The sequence below is a fragment of the Akkermansia sp. BCRC 18949 genome, assembly GCF_045011645.1.
Taxonomy (GTDB): Bacteria; Verrucomicrobiota; Verrucomicrobiia; order Verrucomicrobiales; family Akkermansiaceae; genus Akkermansia; species Akkermansia massiliensis.
Genome location: NZ_CP123619.1, coordinates 2,164,591 through 2,184,504, shown reverse-complemented (window position 1 = coordinate 2,184,504; position 19,914 = coordinate 2,164,591). Strand labels below are relative to the sequence as shown.

General features: G+C 53.5%; 22 protein-coding genes. 7 read left to right on the top strand and 15 right to left on the bottom strand.

Annotated elements, in window-relative coordinates:
- Positions 1 to 211: 211 nt before the first annotated feature.
- The 3 genes from P8A25_RS09160 to P8A25_RS09150 all read left to right on the top strand — a co-directional run bounded on the left by P8A25_RS09160 (position 212) and on the right by P8A25_RS09150 (position 3,706).
- The gene (locus tag P8A25_RS09160; RefSeq protein ID WP_404838668.1) at positions 212 to 889 is read left to right on the top strand and encodes a GDSL-type esterase/lipase family protein; all 678 of its coding nucleotides are present in this window, start codon (positions 212 to 214) and stop codon (positions 887 to 889) included.
- A gap of 155 nt (positions 890 to 1,044) precedes the next feature.
- Positions 1,045 to 1,833, top strand: coding sequence for a GDSL-type esterase/lipase family protein (locus tag P8A25_RS09155; protein ID WP_215442200.1), 789 nt, complete (start codon positions 1,045 to 1,047; stop codon positions 1,831 to 1,833).
- 85 nt (positions 1,834 to 1,918) lie between these two features.
- Positions 1,919 to 3,706, top strand: coding sequence for a sialidase family protein (locus P8A25_RS09150; protein WP_215442201.1), 1,788 nt, complete (start codon positions 1,919 to 1,921; stop codon positions 3,704 to 3,706).
- A gap of 32 nt (positions 3,707 to 3,738) precedes the next feature.
- Here the strand turns inward: P8A25_RS09150 and P8A25_RS09145 are convergent, their stop codons facing one another.
- On the bottom strand, positions 3,739 to 5,100 hold the full coding sequence (locus P8A25_RS09145) for an ankyrin repeat domain-containing protein (protein ID WP_022397229.1): 1,362 nt from the start codon (positions 5,098 to 5,100) through the stop codon (positions 3,739 to 3,741).
- Positions 5,101 to 5,260: 160 nt separating this feature from the next.
- Positions 5,261 to 5,608 carry a hypothetical protein gene (locus tag P8A25_RS09140; protein ID WP_215451264.1) on the bottom strand — a complete coding sequence of 116 codons (348 nt, stop codon included), beginning with the start codon at positions 5,606 to 5,608 and terminating at the stop codon, positions 5,261 to 5,263.
- An 18-nt stretch (positions 5,609 to 5,626) separates the two neighbouring features.
- Between P8A25_RS09140 and P8A25_RS09135 the strand changes: the two genes are divergently transcribed.
- Positions 5,627 to 6,451: a Cof-type HAD-IIB family hydrolase gene (locus P8A25_RS09135; protein ID WP_215442202.1), complete on the top strand. Its 825-nt coding sequence runs from the start codon at positions 5,627 to 5,629 to the stop codon at positions 6,449 to 6,451.
- A gap of 147 nt (positions 6,452 to 6,598) precedes the next feature.
- On the opposite strand, the gene P8A25_RS09130 is transcribed toward P8A25_RS09135, so the two are convergent.
- A complete protein-coding gene (locus P8A25_RS09130; protein ID WP_404838667.1) occupies positions 6,599 to 7,690 on the bottom strand; it encodes an MBL fold metallo-hydrolase in 1,092 nt (363 codons plus the stop codon).
- Between the two features lie 127 nt (positions 7,691 to 7,817).
- Here P8A25_RS09130 and P8A25_RS09125 point away from each other — a divergent pair, with 127 nt between their 5' ends.
- Entirely contained in the window at positions 7,818 to 8,198 is a 381-nt protein-coding gene (locus P8A25_RS09125; protein ID WP_022397226.1) for an NADH-quinone oxidoreductase subunit A, read from the top strand.
- A gap of 230 nt (positions 8,199 to 8,428) precedes the next feature.
- Complete coding sequence (locus P8A25_RS09120; protein WP_102736466.1) at positions 8,429 to 9,589, top strand: MFS transporter; 1,161 nt, start codon at positions 8,429 to 8,431, stop codon at positions 9,587 to 9,589.
- Between the two features lie 42 nt (positions 9,590 to 9,631).
- On the opposite strand, the gene P8A25_RS09115 is transcribed toward P8A25_RS09120, so the two are convergent.
- Positions 9,632 to 10,003, bottom strand: a complete 372-nt coding sequence (locus P8A25_RS09115) for a hypothetical protein (RefSeq protein ID WP_215442204.1) — start codon at positions 10,001 to 10,003, stop codon at positions 9,632 to 9,634.
- A gap of 727 nt (positions 10,004 to 10,730) precedes the next feature.
- On the opposite strand from P8A25_RS09115, the gene P8A25_RS09110 reads away from it, so the two are divergent.
- Positions 10,731 to 12,113 carry a tyrosine-type recombinase/integrase gene (locus tag P8A25_RS09110; protein ID WP_215442205.1) on the top strand — a complete coding sequence of 461 codons (1,383 nt, stop codon included), beginning with the start codon at positions 10,731 to 10,733 and terminating at the stop codon, positions 12,111 to 12,113.
- On the opposite strand, the gene P8A25_RS09105 is transcribed toward P8A25_RS09110, so the two are convergent.
- From P8A25_RS09105 to P8A25_RS09055, 11 genes are all read right to left on the bottom strand, one after another.
- Positions 12,110 to 12,406 carry a GNAT family N-acetyltransferase gene (locus P8A25_RS09105; RefSeq protein ID WP_215458356.1) on the bottom strand — a complete coding sequence of 99 codons (297 nt, stop codon included), beginning with the start codon at positions 12,404 to 12,406 and terminating at the stop codon, positions 12,110 to 12,112. The two genes, P8A25_RS09110 and P8A25_RS09105, sit on opposite strands and share 4 nt — an antisense overlap.
- A gap of 215 nt (positions 12,407 to 12,621) precedes the next feature.
- Positions 12,622 to 12,798 (bottom strand): hypothetical protein, encoded by a 177-nt coding sequence (locus tag P8A25_RS09100; RefSeq protein WP_404838666.1) that lies wholly within the window; start codon positions 12,796 to 12,798, stop codon positions 12,622 to 12,624.
- Between the two features lie 272 nt (positions 12,799 to 13,070).
- Positions 13,071 to 14,048 (bottom strand): hypothetical protein, encoded by a 978-nt coding sequence (locus P8A25_RS09095; protein WP_404838665.1) that lies wholly within the window; start codon positions 14,046 to 14,048, stop codon positions 13,071 to 13,073.
- A 666-nt stretch (positions 14,049 to 14,714) separates the two neighbouring features.
- Entirely contained in the window at positions 14,715 to 15,536 is an 822-nt protein-coding gene (locus P8A25_RS09090) for a hypothetical protein (RefSeq protein WP_215442208.1), read from the bottom strand.
- Positions 15,530 to 15,880: a hypothetical protein gene (locus P8A25_RS09085; protein ID WP_215442209.1), complete on the bottom strand. Its 351-nt coding sequence runs from the start codon at positions 15,878 to 15,880 to the stop codon at positions 15,530 to 15,532. The genes P8A25_RS09090 and P8A25_RS09085 overlap by 7 nt, the downstream gene beginning before the upstream one ends.
- Complete coding sequence (locus P8A25_RS09080) at positions 15,877 to 16,857, bottom strand: hypothetical protein (RefSeq protein ID WP_215442210.1); 981 nt, start codon at positions 16,855 to 16,857, stop codon at positions 15,877 to 15,879. Before P8A25_RS09080 ends, P8A25_RS09085 begins: the two co-directional genes overlap by 4 nt.
- 664 nt (positions 16,858 to 17,521) lie before the next feature.
- Positions 17,522 to 18,004: a hypothetical protein gene (locus tag P8A25_RS09075; protein WP_215442211.1), complete on the bottom strand. Its 483-nt coding sequence runs from the start codon at positions 18,002 to 18,004 to the stop codon at positions 17,522 to 17,524.
- Between the two features lie 23 nt (positions 18,005 to 18,027).
- Positions 18,028 to 18,186, bottom strand: coding sequence for a hypothetical protein (locus P8A25_RS09070; RefSeq protein WP_215442212.1), 159 nt, complete (start codon positions 18,184 to 18,186; stop codon positions 18,028 to 18,030).
- 9 nt (positions 18,187 to 18,195) lie between these two features.
- Positions 18,196 to 18,528, bottom strand: coding sequence for a hypothetical protein (locus P8A25_RS09065; RefSeq protein WP_215442213.1), 333 nt, complete (start codon positions 18,526 to 18,528; stop codon positions 18,196 to 18,198).
- A gap of 12 nt (positions 18,529 to 18,540) precedes the next feature.
- Complete coding sequence (locus P8A25_RS09060; protein ID WP_215442214.1) at positions 18,541 to 19,392, bottom strand: DUF932 domain-containing protein; 852 nt, start codon at positions 19,390 to 19,392, stop codon at positions 18,541 to 18,543.
- 157 nt (positions 19,393 to 19,549) lie between these two features.
- Positions 19,550 to 19,882 (bottom strand): hypothetical protein, encoded by a 333-nt coding sequence (locus P8A25_RS09055; protein ID WP_215442215.1) that lies wholly within the window; start codon positions 19,880 to 19,882, stop codon positions 19,550 to 19,552.
- Between the last annotated feature and the right edge of the window lie 32 nt (positions 19,883 to 19,914).

The following is a 19,914-nucleotide window of genomic DNA, read 5'->3' as shown; positions in this document are numbered from 1 at the left end:
CATCTGGCTGTTCCGGAATAAAAAATGAGGGAAATTTACGGTTATGGGGGATAGTTTTTTCTTTACTCTCCAAATTGCCGCCAACAATATTTTAACTATCATTTTGATGAAATCCCATTCATTCCTCTGTTTGTTGCTGGCGAGAGTTTCTTGCGCAGCCTTTTTCTCCGGCGCGTGCGCCAATGAGCTGCCGTCTACGCTAAAGCCTCAGGTGAACGAGCGCGCCGTTTATGACTGGAATGGCCGTCATAAGGCCGTGATGGAGAGGAACCGGAGCGTTAATCCGGAATATGCCGTCTTTGGCGACAGCATTACCCACCGCTGGGGAGGGGAGCCTTCCGGAGACAACAGGGCCCTGGGGACGGGAAAGGAGGCATGGAAAAATCTTTTCTCCCCTCATACGGTGACCAATATGGGGTTTGGCTCAGATTACGTGGACAATGCCTACTACCGTGTGCAGCTTGGGGAACTGGACGGAATCTCTCCGCGCGTGATCATCGTGCTTTTGGGAACCAATAATCTTGGCGGCAGGAAGGATACCCCCCAGGCATGCGCGGACAACCTCAAGGCTTTTGTGAGCCTGGTGGGCCGGAAGTGCCCGGCCTCTAAAATCCTGCTCCTGGGCATTCTGCCCAGAAAGGAAAAGGCGGTGGCGCCCCTGATTGTGGAAACCAATAAAATGATATCCGTTCTTGCTGATGGAAAGAGGGTGTTTTTTGCCAATCCGGGCACGGCGTTCCTGGCAGAAGATGGCGTGTCGCCAAAGAGCGGCCTGCTGGTGGATGGCTTGCATCCCAGTGCTGCGGGATATGACGTGCTGGGGAAGGAATTGAGTTCGATTCTGGAGAAAATAGACGGCAGATACAAGGGAGGTTCCGTAGTTCGGTAAGACAGGAATGGGAGGATGCGCGCCCTGATGTTCCGGCGCGGCATGGCCGGCTGTCGGGGCAGTGGTCTTTTTCTTCCGGGAAAGGCCGCTTCAGCATGTGGTCTTGATGCGCGGAAGTATTTCTTTAAACTGCTTTTCAATTCCGTTTTTCCGTCATGAATTCCCTGCTGTATACGTTCACTGCGCTGCTGGGCGCCGCCTGCCTGGCGCTCCCCGCATTTTCCGCTCCTGCGGCCGCGCTGCCCGCCACCCTGAAACCGGAACCCCACCAGCGGGATCCGTATGACTGGAATGCCCGTCATGAAGCGGTCAGGAAGCGGAACCAGTCCGTCAAGCCGGAATACGTGATGATAGGGGACAGCATCACCCATCATTGGGGCGGGGAGCCCTCCGGGGACAGCAGGAAGGCGGGAGAGGCGTCTTGGGAGCAACTGTTCGGATCCCATGCGGTGACCAACATGGGCTTTGGTTTTGATTATGTGGACAATGCCTATTACCGCGTGCAGAACGGGGAGCTGGATGGCATCTCCCCGCGGGTCATCATCGTGCTGCTGGGAACCAACAACCTGGGCCACCGGAAGGATACGCCGCAGGCATGTGCGGATAATATCAAGGCGTTCCTGCGCTTGGTGCGCCAGAAATGCCCCTCCTCCAAAATCCTGCTGCTGGGCGTTCTGCCCAGGAAAGAGAAAAACCTGGCCGGCCCGGTGAAGGAGACGAACAAACTGCTGGCGAAGCTTCAGAATGGAAAAAACATCTTTTTTGCCGATCCGGGGAAGGCGCTCCTTTCCGCGGACGGCGCTTCTCCAAAAAATGAGTTCATGAAAGATGTGGTGCACCCCAACGCCAGGGGGTACGAGGTGCTGGAAAAGGAACTGGCCGCACTGCTGAAAAAAATGGATGCGAGGTACCGCGGCGGAAAACCCGCCGGCAAGCATTCCTGACGGTGGTCTTTTTGAGGAAGGAGGGAATTGTGCTTGAAGGGGAAGTCCTGTTTGAGGAAAATGTACCGCCTTTAGTATTTGATTTATGAAAAGCCTGTTGTTTGCGTTGTTTGCCGGTTCCGTCTGCTGCTGTTATGCCCAGCAGAACGCCGCTCCCGCTCCGGAGCCTGAAATTGTCGCTACGCCGCCGTCCGATGCCGGACGCGGCCTCATCCGCGTGAACTCCCGTGAAATCCGCCATTACTCCGGCACCCGCAAGGAACCGGACTACCTGGTCAGCAAGGACAACGGAAAGACCTGGGAAATGAAGGCGGCTCCGAGCGGCTACCCGCCCAACTACGGAGGCATTCCCAAGGAATCCCCGGCGATTGCGCGCAACCCCGTGACCAGGGAATTCATCCGCGTGCAGCCCATCGGAGGGTTCATCTTCCTCTCCAAGGGAGGCCTGGACGGCAAGTGGTTTGCGGTCACGAACGACGGCAAGCTGGAGGAAGACTGGAAAAATCCGGAGAAGCAGAAAAATCTGAAAAAACTGGGCGGCATCATGCGCACGCCCACCTTTGTCAACAAGGGCAGGAGGGTGATCGTGCCGTTCCATAACATGGGCGGCGGCACCAAGTTCCATATTTCCGACGACGGAGGCCTGACCTGGCGCGTGTCCAAAAATGGCGTTACCTCTCCCAAGCATGAAGCCAGGCCGCCCCACCAGGGCATCAGGTGGTTCAACAATGCCGTGGAAGCCACAGTGCTGGAAATGAAGGACGGCACCCTGTGGGCGCTGGCCCGCACCTCCCAGGACCAGGCGTGGCAGGCTTTCTCCAAGGATTTCGGTGAAACATGGAGCAAGCCGGAGCCGTCCCGTTTCTTCGGAACCCTGACCATGAATACGCTGGGGCGCCTGGATGACGGAACCATCGTCTCCCTGTGGACGAACACGATGGCCCTGCCTGAAAACGCTACGGCAGGCAACGGCACGTGGGAGGACGTGTTCACCAACCGTGATTCCCACCACATTGCCCTTTCCAATGACGAGGGCAAGACCTGGTACGGATTCCGGGAAATCATTCTGGACGAACACCGCAACCATTCCGGCTATGCCACCCTGGACGGTCCGGAGGACCGCGGCAAGCACCAGAGTGAAATGGTGCAGCTTGACAAGAACCGCATCCTGATTTCCCTGGGGCAGCACAAAAACCACCGCCGCCTGGTCATCGTGGACCGCCGCTGGGTGGCTGCCAAAACGCGTTCCACGCAGACGGGCAGGGACCTGGACGGCCAGTGGACCATCCATACCTATATCCCCCAGAAAAAAGGCCATTGCAGCTATAACCGCAAACCCTCCGCTGAACTGGTGCCCGATCCCTCCGGAGGTGGAAAAAAAGTGCTGCAAATCAAACGCCTGAATGATCCAGAACTGGTTAATGAGAAATCCAATGTGGATTACCAGAACGGGGGCGCCACCTGGAACTTCCCGAACGGGACCACGGGGCTGGTCAAGTTCCGCTTCCGTGTGGCGGACGGGGACCAGGCGGACGATTCCGGCCTTCAGGTTTCCCTGACGGACCGCCTGTTCAATGCCTGTGATACCACCACGAAGGATTACGCCCTGTTCACCTTCCCCATCAAGCTGAAGCCCGCGCCCCATCTGCTGCTGGGCATGAAAAAAGTTCCTTTTGCGCCCGGCGCGTGGCATGAAATTTCCATTCTGTGGCAGGGGCCGCAGGCTGTGGTCTCCCTGGACGGGAAGAAGGCCGGAACGCTGAAAATGGCCAATCAATCTCCCAACGGAGCCAGTTACATCCATTTCATCAGCACCGGTTCCAAACCGGATGCCGGCGTCCTGCTGGATACGGTGAACGCCCGGGTGAAATAAAAGGCGTCCTGCCGCAGGGGGGCGTCAGGACCTCAGCGGCCTCTCTTTTTCGGAAGCGGTGAAGCGTTTAACTCCGGCAGGTTCTTCAGGACCATGTGCAGATGGTCGTTTGACCGGTTGCCTATCTGCTGGAGGACCGTGCGCCCGTACTTGTCACGCAGGGAAGGGTCTGCCTGGTGGTCCAGCAGCAGGCGTGCAATGCCCAGTTTCAGGCGGTCAAGGGAATCGTCCCCCAGCAGCATGTCACGGCAGCACAGCATGAGGGCCGTTTCCCCGGCTGCGTTTTGATGGTTGACGTCCGCCCCCTCGCTGATGAAAAGATTGACCAGTTCCCTGATTTGGGGGAGATGGGATATATCAATGAAAGCCAATTGGCGGCACAGGTTCAGCAGGGCCGTGTCTCCTCCGGAATCCGGCGGAGCCGTGTTCATGGGCATGGCCGCGTTGACGTCCGCCCCGTACTCCAGCAGGGTATGCGCGATTTGCAGCGCGGTTTTCGGGGTGTTCAGGTTCAGGGAAAGAAGGGGGGGGGTCATCTCTCCGCGGAAATTGGGATCATACCCGGCTTCGCAAAGCTTGCGGACCAGAAGAGGGTATCCGGCAGCGGCGGCCCAGGTCAGCAGACTGGTTTTTTTACCCCTCAATTCCGGCTGGAGGGAAATATCCGCCCCGCATTTCAGAAGAAACAGAGCCGTTTCCTCATAGGGCGCCCCTCCGATGCCGGCTACGCAGGTCATGACGAGGGGAGGCCAGCCCATCGGGCCCGGTTTATCCACATCCGCGCCGTTCTGGATCAGCAGGTTAAGGCAGGAAAGCCTGTTGTGCACCGGCAGGGGCCTGGTATCGTCCATTCCGGGCTGGCAGGCATAAGTCAGGGGTGTATCCCCCTGTTCGGACCCCGGGATGGAGGGAAGGGCCTGGTGCGGCAGGATGATCTGGAGGTTCGGGTCCGCGTTGCGCTGCAGAAGGCGGCCCAGCAATTGCACCTCTCCGAGCCCCGCAGCCAGGTGCAGCAGGGTTTCGTGGGACGAGGTGCTGCAGCGGCCGTCCGCGCTCTCCGCCGTATTCCGGATCATCTGGAGCCTTTCCCTGATTTCGTCCTGCATGTACTGGCGCATGGAAACCTCGGAAAACATGTGCCAGTCAATATGGCGGGAATTGGGGGAAAGCCCGCGGAAAATGAAACGCTCCGGGCTGCGGTGCGCCGTGAAATCCGCTGCGGTAAGAATTTGCTCCCTTTCCGCTTTTGTCCAGATAGGGTTGAATTTCCATTCCGCGGGGGAAGGGTCATTCCTGAGGAACCAGAAAATGGTGGAGCCTGCGACAAGAGCCGCAAAAACGCTCAAAGCTCCAAGAAACCAGAGGGTTTTCTTTCTTAAGGTCGTGTGTATCATAAGCAGGGGAACTGCAAAAAGCCATGATGCAGGAATCCGTAACTTCGGGCAATGAAAAAATGGTACGCGCAAGGAATGCCCGGAGCGAATTATATGGAAATTTAAACGGCGGATTGTGAATCCGGACATAATTCAAATAATTGGAATTAAATGAACCACATCATAAGACCCATGTCCAATATGACGTCCGGGGCATGACACCATATTTTCCGCCACCCTCGCAAATGACTTTATCCACGGGCTTCTTTTCCATGTCAGGCAGGAAAAAATCTCCCTCCGGATTCACAATCCGGTATGATGCGTTAGGCGTTGCAGTTGTGACGTCTGTCTTAAAATTTCTTTCATTTGCTGTTGTTGCCATTGAAGTTAAAAAATGCAGGGAGCACCAGTTTTCCGTAAAAACAGCCGGAAAAAAGGCGGCATTTCCGTTACTGTGTGCTGAAACGTCTCTTCCGCCGCCTGGCCCGTGCTGTCTGAAGCCGCTCTTGCCTTGGAAGAAACGGCGCATGATGATTCAGGCAACGTTATGGTCTCCGTCAAACTTATTGCGTCCGATATGGATGGAACGCTGCTCAATGGAAAGGGAGAACTGGACCCTGCGTTTTTCTCCCTCTTTAAAAAACTTGAACACCGGGGCATCCGCTTTGCGGCGGCCAGCGGGCGCCAGTATGACGGACTGCGCCGGACCTTTGCCCCCGTGGCGGACCGGATGCTGTTCATTGCCGAAAACGGCGCCTATGTGGCGTCTGGTTCCAGAGAATGGCTGGTGCTGGACATGGACCGTGAAACGGTGGCCGGGCTGATTGCCATGATCAGGCGCATTGAAGGGACGTGCATTGTCCTTGCGGGCCTGGACTCCGCATATATTGAAGATAAACAGCCGGAATTCGTCCGGGAGGCCCGCCGGTATTACACCCGCTGCAAGGAGGTGGATGACCTGCTGGACGTGCAGGGGGACAAGCTGCTGAAAATAGCCGTATATGACTTCAAGGGAGCGAAGGAAAACAGTTATTCCCGCCTGAAGCATTTGGAGCATGGCTTCCAGGTGGCCGTCTCCGGAGAAAAATGGATGGACATCAGCCGGAAGGGGGCCGATAAGGGCGCCGCCCTGGAGCTGATTCAGCGGAAACTGGGCATTTCTCCGGAGGAAACGATGGTCTTTGGGGACCAGATGAATGATGCGGAAATGATGCGGCAGGCCCGGTTCAGCTATGCCGTGGCGAACGCCGTGCCGGAAATCCGTGCCATGGCCGCGTTTGAGGCCCCGTCCAATCAGGAAAACGGAGTCATGCAGGTGCTCGGAAAGTTGCTGGAGGTCCATGCTCCGCAGGGTGGGGCCGGGGACTGCTGAGCCGTCCGGTCCATCTTGCCGGGAGCAGGGAAACTGGTAAAACAAGGGCATTCATCCTGGCGTGGCTGGCAGGCTTATGTTCCATGCCGGTGATGGCCGTGTTCGCCTGCGTAGGCGGCGTTTTGCCGGGAACTGGCTTTCTGCTGTTCAAGCTGGAGGCTCCCCTTCTTGGGATTCTGGCGGGATATCTTGTTCTGGTGGAAGCGGTTGGGGACTGGGTTCTCCATTTGATGGGAGCGTAAACCCGTTGTCCGCGGCAATGAAGGATGCTTCCTCCACGCCTTCCCGGCGAAGGGCTTCCCGGAAATCGTCCAGCGTTTCCTGGTAGCCGTCGTCCGCCAGTTGCCAGGTGCCGAAGTGGAGGGCCATGCCCTGCCTGGCGCGCAGCGTTTTAAAGGCCCGGACTGCGTCGCGCGGCGACAGATGGACGCCTGCCATGAGTTCTTCCGGAAGATAGGACCCGATGGAAAGAAGGGCCAGGTCCGGAGGGCCGAGGCGGTCCCGTATTTCCGCGAAAAAGCGTGTCCGGGCCGTATCTCCGGCAAAATAAATGCCCGGACCGTCCGCCGCGCGCAGGAAAAAGCCTCCCCACAGGGACTGGTTGGCGTTTCCGTGGAATGGACTGCGGCCGCTGTAATGCCGTGCGGGGGTAAAAGTGACGGTGGTTTCCCCATCCCCGGACGGCAGGGCGGCGGATTGCCACCAGTCCAGCTCGCGGATCTGCGCCTGTGCGCCGCAATGGCGGAGAAGCAGGCGGCGCAGCCCCAGAGGAACAAGAAAGACGGGGTGGAAGCGTTCCTCCAGCCTTTTCAGGGTGGGCGCGTCAAAATGGTCGTAATGGTCGTGTGAAACCAGTACGGCGTCCACCTGCGGCAGATCCTCCCATGCGATACCCGCGGGCCGCTTCCGTTTGGGGCCCATCCATGCCACGGGGCTCACGCGGCCGGACCAGACGGGGTCCGTCAGCACGTTCAGGCCGTGCAGCCGAATCAGGATGGTGGCATGATTGACCATGACGGCCTCCCATTGCCCCCGTTCCACGGGAACATGAAAGGAGGGAATACGGGCGTTTTCCGCCACGGACGGATAGGGGCGCGGACGGCGCGTGAGCATCCATTTGACGATGCTCCAGTGGCTGCGGTGCGGTATCGGTTCCGGAGAGTGGAACCGTTGCGCCGCCCGTTTTTCTAAGGAAAATGTGCGGCAGAGCCGTGACTGGAGGAAGGAATGCAGGGACATGGGGAACGCGGTTCATCATAACGGTTCCGGTTCCGGGAGGAAACGGGCGCCCCCGTCAGCATGAAAGCCGCCGCCCTTTTTAGTTTTGCTTTTCCGGGGCGTATATGGTACATCCGTGCCAGACGTCATGAATCAGGAATTCTTTTCAGTGCTTGTGCAAGTGGTGGCAGCCCTGGGGCTGGCCGGCATTATCTTGTTGCTCAGTATCTTGATGGGCAAGCGCTCCTCCGTGCGCAAGCCTGCGGACATTCCCTACGAATGCGGGATGATTCCCATGGGGGAAGGCGCTCCCATGTTCTCCGTGAAATTCTACATGGTGGCCATGCTCTTCGTTATTTTTGACTTGGAAGTGGTATTCCTCTATCCCTGGGCCGTCAACTTCCGGGACTATGTGATGATGAATCCGGAATCCTTCACGGCCATGTGCATCTTCATCGGCATTCTGCTGGTGGCCTACCTGTACGCGCTGGGCAAGGGGGCCCTGAACTGGCACCACGATCCCCGCTGACCCTTCCTTATTCCATTTCATCAAACGCCGTGCTCCGTCGGGAACGCGGCGTTTTTCATGTGGAAGAAAGGGGACAACCCTGGGAAATCCTATGGCGGGGAAAAATCCCCTTAAGGCTTATTCCTTGCCTCTATGTCTCTTTTGCGGATAAATTCTTATTGTATGAAAGATGATTTCTCTTGCCAGGGAAAGGGAATGGGGATAGCGTCTGCGTGACCAGGAAATCCAGCATGAATCTGCCTCTTCCCAAAACGACGCAGGGCGTCTACCGCCTGTCGGTCAGCACCTTCTATTTTCTCCAGGGCCTGGTATTCGCCAGTTGGGCATGCCGTATTCCGGACATCAAGAATGCGCTGGGACTGAATGACGCCGACCTTGGCTCCGTGCTCTTTGCCGTTCCGGTGGGGCAAATGTCCGCCATGGCGCTGTCCGGCTATCTGGTGGGCCGTTGCGGCAGCCGGAGGATACTGATAGCGGCTTCCATCTTTTATCCCGCCGTGCTTGTGTATCTGGGCATGGCGTCCTCCTTCTGGGAACTGGCGGCGGGGCTGTTTTTCTTCGGAGTGGCCGCTAATTTGACGAATATCTCCGTCAACACGCAGGGCGTGGGAGTGGAGCGGCTGTACCAGTGCAGCATCATGGCCCGGTTCCATGGCTTGTGGAGCCTGGCGGGATTCTTCGGCGCCCTGCTGGGGGCGTTGATGGTGGACTGGAAGGTATCCACGGAAATGCACTTCATCGCCATTTTCCTGATGTGCATGGTCATTCTGGCCGTCTTTTCCCCCTCCCTCCTGCCGCGGGATGCACGCCGCTCCTCCACCCAGGGCGGAGGCATGTTCCGGAGCATGGATGCCTATGTCTTGGTGATCGGACTGATCGCCTTCGGAAGCATGGTGAGCGAGGGAACCATGTTTGACTGGAGCGGCGTGTACTTTGAAAGCGTGGTGCAGCCCGGTCCCGGACTGGTGCAGATGGGCTACGTGGCGTTCATGAGCACCATGGCCCTGGGACGCTTTACGGCGGACCGCATGGTGATGCGCTTCGGCCCCGTGCGCGTGCTGCGCGCCAGCGGCATTCTCATTGCCTCCGGGCTGCTGGTCTCCGTCCTGTTCCCCATGCTGTGGTCCGCCACGCTGGGCTTCCTGCTGGTGGGCTTCGGTACCTCCTCCATCGTTCCCCTTTGCTACAGCATGGCCGGAAAATCCAAAAAAATGATACCAAGCGTAGCCCTGGCTTCCGTCTCCACCATCGGCTTTCTGGGCTTCCTGCTGGGGCCTCCGGTCATCGGCCACATTGCCCATGCTTTCTCCCTCCGGTGGTCCTTCTCCCTCATTGCCCTGGTGGGGCTGGGCACGGCGTTCATCGCCCCCTTCCTGAAAAAGTTCAGGTAAACTTCCGGAAAAGGGAATGAGCGCGGGCATGCGGGTACGTCATTAAGCGCAACCTATGCAGCCCTTATTATCTATTCCAAAGTTATCTACAGGCAATTCTTCTATTTCTATGATGTTGTTTATGAGAATATCGCATTCCGGCAATTTTTTGATTTCCACTTCATATAGATTGTTGCTGCCAAGGTGGGCATAGACTACATAGATTTTACGGGGATCGGGTGAATAGCCTGGATTGTCCGGGTAAAGAGACTGCATAGCTTGATAAATATCAGCTGGTGTGAGGGTTTCGCAATTGGCGTGATGAACATGGGCGCATGCTTGAGCGTGTATGTCTGTCGATGTGTAGATGACCGAAACGCACGATCTCAGGCCGACGGAGGACAATACTGCCGGATTGGCGTCAAATGTTAACAAGCCTTTATAATTGGTAGTCAGCGGGTTGGTTTTTACTCTCCGCCTTCTGGGAATAAATGGAGCCGGGCCCTGATAGCGGCCGGGAGACAGTTGTGACCGTATTGTTGGGGGTGTGGTATGAAATTTCCGATATTAACGGGTTCTATTTTTTCTTGGGTATGGTATTCATGATTATTTTTTTGTGTTGATAATAAGGATTTTAAATTAATTTTTAAGCAGGATTTTTGAATATTCTCTTTGCCGGGTGCACGAATTGACTTCCAAATGTACGGACAGGGCAGGCGAGTGCGAAGGGCGGCCGCCGGCTTTTCTGTTGGGAGCCGTCAGCCGGGTACTTCTTGTCATTACTGCGGAGTAATTCATCCAATCGCCTTACCTGATGGTGACAAGCGTAGATAATGATGAATAAGGCACTGGATTGTTGTTTTACATGGCGGCCAAATACCCGTGCATGATGTAGTTGGCATGGCGGAAATACCTTGTCAAATAGGGGCGAAAGCGGCTTGAAAGGGTCCAATTTTTCATCATAAACAAAAACCCCCCTTCAAGTTGTTTACTTAAGGAGGGGCATAAATGGTGCGCCTGGCAGGACTCGAACCTGTACGCCTTTCGGCACCAGATCCTAAGTCTGATTCTGTATGCTAATTATCAATTTGTTATACGACTGTGCACGCTTTGTACACACTTTTAGTTTGTCAATATAAATGACCATGGGATACTTTCAACCGTGAAAAGATCCCGAAAAAAACAATATGGTTCACATGCCTCTCTTTCCCCGAGAAAGCACCGGGGAAAGAAAAAATGGCTGGTGCGTGATATGTCCAGCGACCGGGAAACTCACCGACTCTTTGATTCCTACGAAGAAGCTCTTGATGCCTATCAACGGCTTCAGCATCAATCATTGGACGATATGTTGCCGGAACACTTGCGAAAGCAGGAATGGAGGGAACATGCAGATGAACAGGACTACAATGCTATTCTTTTATGGAGAGAATTCAGGAACATCTATGATGAAGTAACCCAACAATCTTCTCTCCCTTTGTATCTGGTAGTACGTGAAGCCTTGAAGAACCTGAAGCGGGAAATAGCCAGTGGCGCGATTTATGGTCGGAAAGACGCTAATGGCAACTGGATGGTAACGCGTACGGACGAGGAAAATTTGAACAGGCTGGAAGAACTGACCAATTTGTTTTCTCTGACCAGATTCCTTGCGAACAAGAAAGAACAGGTCAAAGTTGACTTCAAAAGAAAGTTCGGCTCCCTCGCAGAGCAATATCAGGAAGTTATCGATAAGAAGCTCGAATCTAACCTGATCAAAAAAGCCCATCATGACAGCATGATCATGGAACTGCAGAAATGGTCACTGGGATGGGAAGACCTTCCGCTCAATCAGATAATGCCGGACATGATTGAAGAAAAGCTGGCCTCATTCCGATATCGGAAACAACCACTCAGTAATGCTACCAAACGGCGTTACCGTACAACCCTGCATGGATTCTTTGTCTGGGCGCAGAGCAGGGACCTCATTGCGTATAACCCGGTTGAAAGAACGCTTGCTCCGAGAGCGGAATCTGTCCAGATTGGCATCATCTCTCCGTCTGAACTGAAGAAACTCCTGCAAGCTGCCCTTGAGCACGACAGAGGAATGTTGTTCCGATTGATCCTGGCCGCCTTTTGCAGGCTGCGCCGTTCCGAATGCGTCAGAATAACGCCGGATGCCATCCTTGATGAAAAGGATGAAGTATTTGTCTCGGCCTCAATAGCCAAAACCGGGAAACAACGTTTTGTTCCACTCCCTGCCGCTGCCAAGGCTTGGCTCGCCTTGGCGGAATATGAACCGGCTCCTGACGAAATTGACAGATTATACGAGAATCGCCATGGACGCTGCCTCAAAAAAATGGCAGAAATTGCAGGCATCACGTTGCCACATAATGCCCTGCGCCATTCGTTCGCCTCATACGCAGCCGCCAAAACACACGATATACCCCCGGTATCCATGTGGCTCGGGCATTCGGGAACCAACATGACGGAAAAGCATTACCGGGAAGGAGTCCGTGCTGCTGAAGGTGAAGCATGGTTCAATGTTTTGCCGGAACAAAAGACGAGTTAAATTCGTGCTTTACCACCAAGACTTGTCCCTGCAAGACCGGGAATATTGACATCAGCCTTCTCACGCAAAATCTTCGCCACGGCTTCCTTGGCGAAACCGTGCCCCCGGTATTCCGGGAGAATGCCGATGGAGTAGGAGCCGATGAGGCGTCCCCCTTCCATCATCTGCTGCCATCCGACAAAGCCGGCGGCCTGCTTGGTCATCTTGTCCCGAATGAGATAGACGCCGTCGTGTCCGGGAATACCGAGACCGTAGGGCCAATAGCTGGGGTCTTCGTTGTAGATGCGGTCCATGATGGCCTGCGCTTCCATTCGTCCTGAAAGATCATAGGCCTGTTTGGTTCCATCAGCCGGGAAAGCGATGTAGTCGACGGTGTAAGCCTGCTTTGCCTGGCAGTCTCCTTCATTTCCCGCTTCTGCCGGATCAGCTCTGCAGAGGTAGGTGTGCTCATGACCCGGACGGGCTTGCCTGCGGGACGGTCCGAGAGTTTCAGGCCGTCCGTTGCCTTCTACAATACAGTGGCGATCTTGGTCATGCGCCCCTCGTTCATGAGACGATTGTACGATGAGTTGAGAGTGAAGGCAACCTTGTCCATTCTCCCGGGCTGACGGTTGTTGCGAACCTGCTTCATGAGGTCAGTCTGGTCCGTGAAATCGTAGGTTGCTTGCACGGGCTTTAGAGGCATCAGGTCAACAGGAACGGGAGCTGTCTGGCTTTTACCCTGGTTGTATTCTTCATTAAGACGATTCCACTCCTGAAGCCGCTGCTGTTCAGACTGAGATCTCAGCCTGCCGAGAGCCTCAGCATGCTGCTTTGTGAGATTTGGCTGAGATTGTCTCCACTCTTCCGGAGTTCCGTAGACTTTGTGCATATTGTGATAATCCAGCAGCTCCTTGCCGTTCTGGATACGGTGCCCGTACGTAGCCTGCGCGTCATTCTGGTCGAGCTTCCTCGACTTCACAAATCTGCCGGCCACTGGTCGTAGGAACCTTGCATTCCGGGAACGATGGGAGTGTATGGTCTTCGCTTCTCCATGACGCTATCGTGATACTCCCCGGGCATCTTGTCCTTGGGTGTGAAGACATTTGGATCGTTGTTCTTATCCATTCCTGGTATAAATGATGTTGGAGTCTGGGAATGCGTGCCTTCTTCCTGCAGAATATTTTGCTCTGTGTAATTTGCTGTCGGATCAGTACGATTATTTGCAACCCCACGATACTTGTTGAAGGCAGGGCTATATCTATTTTTGTCGAAATATCGTAAGGTAGGGTACGGCAGACTTCCTATTGGTTGCGGAAACTTGACACCAGGTTGTGGTGCCTGGGATGGATCGGCTAGTCCGATGTAATCCTTCGATGGAGAGTAAAATCCACGATTGTTACCAACGGTTTCCTGTTTGATAGGTGTTTGTTTGTTGGGTGAGCCAGAAGCATCTGGTGGTAGCTGATAATCACTATCGTACTTGAACCTGTTCCACAAACTTCTTCCTTTACCTCCGGGGTTCAATACAACCGGGTGGTTCAGTGAAGGTCCGCTCTCTGCATTCGTCAAACCACCAGCGCGAGCCTGCTCCCATTTTGCCCGGGCCATTTGCTCTTCGGCTCGTCTCTGAAAGTCAGCGTTCCCTCCATAGATGTTTTTATGCGTTTGAACCCCGTCAATGTACTTGTTGCCGCTGGCATCTACTCCAGTCACCATGTAGGGGACGGATGACTTTGCTGTCTTGAAGGCTTCCTGGGAAGTTTGTTTATTCTCGAACGTATTGTATGGGTTCGCCGTCAGCCTTGATGTATCGTTCGGATCGTAATTATCATCCCCGCTCTTTAATGTATCCGGGGTAATGATAGGAGGAACAACAGAAAAGGCTCTCTTCTCAATAAATGCTTGCAGCAAAGGAAATTGTGATAGGTCTGAACTATTGGCTTGCTTAGGCATATTCAACAGATATGATGGGTTTGGTTTTAACATGCCAATATTTTAGCTCTCAGCTAAAAGAAAAGCAACAGCCTGCTGAAGTCGTTCTTCAGCAGGCTGTTGCGTATCTGACCAAGAGAATGATCAGTATATCAGAATGTGGTCTCTAATGTACTCATCAGAGTTTGTGATGGAGTTTAACTTGTAGCTCAAAGCTCCTATATAGACAGCAGATAATGCTAACAGTACCACCAGCACCCACACCGTCACCTTGGCACTCCGGGGCCACGGTTGTTTGATTGGTTTGTCTTTCATAATAAGAATCTCCTTTCTCAAGTGTATATAACTCCCGGGAGGACGGTATTTCAGGGTATATCGATATTGCCGCAAAATAGCAATATCGTTTCGTGGAAATGAGATAAATGCGACACGCATGGGCAACAAAAAGCCCCAGGAACTCTTGGGGCTGTGTACATGGATTATCTGGAACCCTTATCGCAGATTCCCTTCTTTATGGGAGAGAGCAACTACTCAGGGTGCGCCCGAGACACCTTTATCAGGAAGTACATGCGAGGAAGTTGAAAACAGAAACACACTTAGCTTCTTGAGTGCTGGAGCCGAGGGGACAATCTGTCTCATGTTATATATACATCAGAGCATTTCAACACTCTTTCCAGCAGAGATAGTTTATTTTAAATCTCCTAGATAAGATGTTAATTGCTCTTTCAATTGATTTAACTCTTTGTGTAAATCATCCTGTGCATGCCTTACTTGATAAGCATCATAGGCTGAAAATATAGCAACTAAAACAGATACAACCGTTAATCCAATAGTTATCCACTTTGTAATACAATTACTTCGTCGTGCTCTCGTTTTTTCCAAGTCATCTTTAGCCGCTCTTGCTAAAGCAATTATATAGACCTTGGACTTCGCAAAAGATCGAACTGCATCACGTAAATCAAGACAATGAATCAATGCTGTTTCAAATGAAGAAGTCGCTGAATGCATATCTCCTTTTGATTCAAAATTTTTGGCTTCTAAATATGATGATTTAGCGTCCGCCGCTTTGTCAAAAATACTATTTGCTTTTGCAACTACATCTGCATCATAAGATTTAATATCTTTTTCAAGAACAATATAGCGAATAGTCTGTATTATCTCATCATATTCCTCTAAGTAAGAGTTGATAGTTATTTTATAGGCATCTAAGAGTGTTCTTTTTAGATGAGTTTTATGAGCTTTCTTTATTTCATGAATTACATTTTCCTCAGTTTCACAACAACACAACCCTCGTGCAATATGATGGAAGCTCGAATATATCTCATTTGTAAGCCCTTCTGGGCGGATACCAGCATTTTCAACTGCTGCCATATCAGCAATCTCATGCACTTTTAAAAAATAATGAGCAAAAAGATCCGCCAGCTTCTGTTGGACATCTTCAGCATCCAACCACCTTAAAGCATTTTTGGAACAATTCTCAAGTGATTGTTCTTCGCTAGGAATCACCATTTTGCTAAAATTTCAAGATTCCTTTTATCTTTATTTTCAGCACTTATTCCCGGTTTGGAAAAAAAAGGATACCCTCTTCCAGCAGTAAGAGAAGCAGATGTTTTCCTATTACCTTTCGAGAAACACTTTTTTAAGAGAGATTGGTTTTGACCAATTTCATGCAAAGAAATTCCTGTTTGTTTTTGGAATTTACGCCTAATTATTTCACGGGATGATTCCATCATGCTCCTTGCCTGTCCATTAACGGCAGAGATACGATGCCATAAATCATCCGACTTGTCTATCGGAAATCCTCCATTCTGACACGGTTTTCTTCTTACCAGCCAAGGAAGTTTTGCAGTCACACCTGTCCGACGAACATCCGGAACAATCTTCCTGAACCCCGGGTAGGACGGTCTGACAACTTCAGATTATCCGTCGCTTTCTGTAGAACGGCGGCAATTTTCATCATGTGATCCTCACTCGTGAGTTGATTGTACGAGGGAGTGAAGGCATTCCGGGAGGCCTGCTTCGCCTGCATGTCCAGGGCGTCGTTGGCTGTTCCTTGCAGCTTGATGGACAGGTCGTCGAGGTTGCCTGTAGGGGGAGCGCCTGCCCTGGCCGCAGCTGGCGCCAATCCTGGGGAAGGAGGCAGGGTGTTCGTGACGGGGCGCCGGGCAAGCTGATTGGCCGGCCTGGGTGGGCGTTGCTGTGGAGGAGCGGAGGCGTACTTGTCGAGATCCTCGTCGCTGAAATCCTCATCCGGGTCGGCAGTATAGCCAGCCGGAGATGAACCTGTGTTTGCGTAGGATGCCTGCGCTTCAGCCTTCGGGTCGCCTTCTTCGACAGGCGGGACGACTGCGTTTGCAGCAGAGGAACCGATCAGAACGCCGCTGAGACCTCCTGCGCCCATTCCAAGGAGGCTGGACAAAACAAGGGATGTGTCTCCGGCTCCGAGATGATGAGCCAGGTGTGCAGCTCCTGCGCCGCCGCCTAATGCGCCGATAGTCCCTCCGACGCCAGCGCCTAGCGATTTTGCCAGCAGATTGGCGAGGCCGGGAGAGGTGGATGCTGCCTTCGGGAACTCAATGACATTGTCTGGTTGCTGCTCCTTCTGAGCCTGCTGTGCCTTCCATTCCTCGTACGGAACAAGCTTGCCTGTCTGCGGATCGCGCTTGAACGAATTGGCTCGTACGTTCTTCCGGGCCTGGAGGCGTACGCCCCGGTTGAGACCTTCGATGAGGGTGGGGCTCATTCCGGGCATGTCGATGGGCAGTTCGACCTCTGCGGCCGTGTTCGGGTCTTTCCTGGAGCCGGGCAGCTTGAGCTTGATCTTGCCCATCTCGGCCTTGGGATCTTTGCGGGTGAGGTATTTGCCGGTGGCAACGGCTCCCGTTGCGAGGGCGCCGGCTCCCAGCAGGCCAAGCAGGATGTTGAGATTTCTGGAGTTGGATGCTGCTAATGAATTGGCCTTGTCTATGGAAGCGACGCGTGAGTACTGCGATATATCATACGCATAGCGTATGATATATCGCAGTACTTTACATAGCAGTAAAAATTTTTGGATCAGGATAATCGTGTTCGTTATTTTAATGGCTTATATATACTACATAGTTCTTATTTTTGCTTTTTATATGCTACATATTTTTCCCATGAAGACATCGCCCCCATTGCCAGGGCTCTAGAGGAAGAACGCTTGCCCTAACGTATCCACCTTCCCAAGCCCCATGAGTGATAGTCACAGACTGCGAACCATCGGCACTTGTCATATTCCAGTTCCACTCTGTTTCATAGGAAAGCAAATCCGGAATCAGAAACCGGAATCTCCATATGGCAGATAAAAAACAGCCCGACTTCATGATGAAGAAGAGCTGCTGAATGAAGGCATTCATTTACATTTGCCTTCCAATGCCCTGACAATAGCCTGAGCTCCTCGTTTGTACACGGTCACGGCCAACAGCTCTCCGTCTTGAAAGACGGCCCAGAAGCGGGTTCCCTTGTACTTTTCAATCGTCAGCATCAGGCAAGTCCTCCTTTTCGGGGTGATGTCGGGACTCGATCTGGTGTCTCAGTACGGCCCCGATATTGGCTTCATACATGTCCCGCGTGTGCTTGTTGCAAGCGATGGCGTACAGGCACCGGGCATCAAGGATGTCGATGTCTTCACCACAGAGCCGGATACAGCTTTCCAGGACATCCAATTCTGCCTCCGGAATCGGTGAAGCCAGCAGGATGCTTTCGTCTTCGTCCAGTGCTTCCTGCTGTTTTTCCGTCAGTTCCGGGAGGTTCACTAGCGCCGTCATGGACGGGCCGCGAATCGTCAGTTTGCTCAATCCCAGCGAAGGATCATTCTGATGTCTGCTGTAAAGCGACACTGCTTTCTCGATCCGGTCCAGTAGTTCCGTGTCCAATTCCATGTACACGTACGGAGCGTCCGTATCATATCCGCTCGTGGAGCGCAGTTGCGCGATGATGGGAATCGTCTTCATGTCTCATTCCTTTCCTGTCAGGGTTACTTGCAGAAGATGGCGATGACGCCCATGATCAATAACACGGCGAGCAGGTACGGAGCCACGGCCACCAGAGCCGACAGGATTCCGACTACGACAGGCCCCAACAGACACAGCAGTACGAGCGCCACCAGGGCGATGAGGATATCTTTCATGTTCATGGCCGTGCCTCATGCGAGAACTCTTGTTCGGGATGACCGACGAGCCGGAGCAGCAGAGGACACCCATTGCTTGAGCGCCATCCGTCCGGCATAGGTAATCAGCCAGCAGTCGGGACGAAGAAGGAATTCCTCTTCCTTTGTGCGGATGATGAATTCCCTGCCTGCTAAACCACGAACGGCATGCCTGACACTTTCCTGTTCGATGCCACGACATTCCGCCATGATCTCCTCGTCACTGCGTTCAAAGTCGCCGTGAAGGTACAGGAGAATGGACAGTTCCAGTCCTGTCAGGGATGGAGTTCGTCCCATACGTTTCACCCTCGGATGATGTTTTCTTCTCATGATTGTCTCAGGTCAGTTGTTCAGGGTATAGCTGTCGGCCAGATCCCAGAGTTCCCGGTTCAGGCGTGTGTTTCCGTCAATACCATTGAGCGCCCGGAGGGAACGGCGGCGGTATATGCCGTCCTTCTGTGGCTTCAAGGGAACGCCTCCCCTGATCAGGTTTTCCTGAACCCGGTTGAAGCACTGCCAGACGGTAGCCGGTCCTCCCGCCGTAAAGCCGATGTCGTTCCAGCGCCGGGGAGACAGAAGGGCTTCGGGACGTATCCTGTCTTCGTAGTCGTCTCCCAGGCGCAGCCGGGCCGCTTCATCAACGAAGTCCACCTGACGCTTGTAGGGTAGTTCGACTCCCTGCATGCGATGGATATCATCCATGATACGGGGAGTTTCTCCGGCCAGCCGAAGACTGGCCGCAATCACATCCTCCCCGGTATGGCCCATGTGACGGATGTTGATGGCGGCAATACGAGCCCCGACAATCAGACCGTTGGTGCAGACCAGCCGGAAGATACCGGCCATGAGCTGATAGGAACAGCTGCCGTTGTGGCTGTTGATCATGACCACTTCGATGCGCTGGTCACGGTTGTGTTCAAGCACATCCCGGTGGGCAAAACGAATCAGGTGTTTGCGGGTGGGAGTGCCGTCCGGTTTCCGGGCACGCTGTTCCTGAGCTCCGACGACGAGGAACCCGGCTTCTTCCATCTGGTCGAGCAGGGAGTCGGAGGAAACGAAGCGATATTTTTTCGAACGGCTGTCATCTTCGCGGTCGGCAAAGACGGAGGGAGCGACACGCCGGACCTGGTTTCTGTCCAGCGGGCTGTTGTCGCGGTTGCGATAGAGTTCGCGTGTGGATGTGTGAGTATTCATATTGATTGATGATTGGTTTGTTGCAACAAAAAGCCCGCCTCCCGGAACAAGGCCGGGAGGCGGGCACAGACAGGAAGCAGAGCATCTACTTCCTCAATGATATATGACGTGAAGAGAGGGGGATTTTCAGATGGATGTCTCCATCCGAAAGACAGGCTTATTCAATCGTATAGCCCCTTTTGTGATAGGCGTAGACAATGCTGCTGGTGTCATTGCCTCCTCCATTGAAGCCGGAGGCCCCAAGCTCCTGGAAATATCCTTCGATACTGCGTGCTTCATCAGCAGACCGGGATTGGCAGACGATGTAGTCGTCCTCCCTCCTGTCCACATTATGGTCCTGAAACAGGCGTTTTTCTGCATTGTTGGTTACTCCGATATAAACCTTGTTCCAGGTAATACCTCTATCTTCGAAGAAGGCGGTAATACTTCGAATGATCTGCTGTCTTTCCATGATGCTCTTCATGATCTTTCTGATCAACCAACGAGTCATCACGCCTGAATCGTATAATGGATTGCCCGAAA

What these genes read in the sequence shown, in the direction of transcription:
- P8A25_RS09150 (WP_215442201.1), top strand. Translation starts at nt 1,919, where the DNA reads ATGAAAAGCCTGTTGTTTGCGTTGTTTGCCGGTTCCGTCTGCTGCTGT.
- P8A25_RS09130 (WP_404838667.1), bottom strand. Translation starts at nt 7,690, where the DNA reads ATGTCCCTGCATTCCTTCCTCCAGTCACGGCTCTGCCGCACATTTTCC.
- P8A25_RS09055 (WP_215442215.1), bottom strand. Translation starts at nt 19,882, where the DNA reads ATGACTCGTTGGTTGATCAGAAAGATCATGAAGAGCATCATGGAAAGA.
- P8A25_RS09100 (WP_404838666.1), bottom strand. Translation starts at nt 12,798, where the DNA reads ATGCCTCTAAAGCCCGTGCAAGCAACCTACGATTTCACGGACCAGACT.
- P8A25_RS09075 (WP_215442211.1), bottom strand. Translation starts at nt 18,004, where the DNA reads ATGAAGACGATTCCCATCATCGCGCAACTGCGCTCCACGAGCGGATAT.
- P8A25_RS09120 (WP_102736466.1), top strand. Translation starts at nt 8,429, where the DNA reads ATGAATCTGCCTCTTCCCAAAACGACGCAGGGCGTCTACCGCCTGTCG.
- P8A25_RS09135 (WP_215442202.1), top strand. Translation starts at nt 5,627, where the DNA reads ATGGTCTCCGTCAAACTTATTGCGTCCGATATGGATGGAACGCTGCTC.
- P8A25_RS09105 (WP_215458356.1), bottom strand. Translation starts at nt 12,406, where the DNA reads ATGGACCGCATCTACAACGAAGACCCCAGCTATTGGCCCTACGGTCTC.
- P8A25_RS09080 (WP_215442210.1), bottom strand. Translation starts at nt 16,857, where the DNA reads ATGGGCAAGATCAAGCTCAAGCTGCCCGGCTCCAGGAAAGACCCGAAC.
- P8A25_RS09125 (WP_022397226.1), top strand. Translation starts at nt 7,818, where the DNA reads ATGAATCAGGAATTCTTTTCAGTGCTTGTGCAAGTGGTGGCAGCCCTG.
- P8A25_RS09065 (WP_215442213.1), bottom strand. Translation starts at nt 18,528, where the DNA reads ATGAGAAGAAAACATCATCCGAGGGTGAAACGTATGGGACGAACTCCA.
- P8A25_RS09155 (WP_215442200.1), top strand. Translation starts at nt 1,045, where the DNA reads ATGAATTCCCTGCTGTATACGTTCACTGCGCTGCTGGGCGCCGCCTGC.
- P8A25_RS09095 (WP_404838665.1), bottom strand. Translation starts at nt 14,048, where the DNA reads ATGCCTAAGCAAGCCAATAGTTCAGACCTATCACAATTTCCTTTGCTG.
- P8A25_RS09145 (WP_022397229.1), bottom strand. Translation starts at nt 5,100, where the DNA reads ATGATACACACGACCTTAAGAAAGAAAACCCTCTGGTTTCTTGGAGCT.
- P8A25_RS09140 (WP_215451264.1), bottom strand. Translation starts at nt 5,608, where the DNA reads ATGCGCCGTTTCTTCCAAGGCAAGAGCGGCTTCAGACAGCACGGGCCA.
- P8A25_RS09090 (WP_215442208.1), bottom strand. Translation starts at nt 15,536, where the DNA reads ATGGTGATTCCTAGCGAAGAACAATCACTTGAGAATTGTTCCAAAAAT.
- P8A25_RS09060 (WP_215442214.1), bottom strand. Translation starts at nt 19,392, where the DNA reads ATGAATACTCACACATCCACACGCGAACTCTATCGCAACCGCGACAAC.
- P8A25_RS09070 (WP_215442212.1), bottom strand. Translation starts at nt 18,186, where the DNA reads ATGAACATGAAAGATATCCTCATCGCCCTGGTGGCGCTCGTACTGCTG.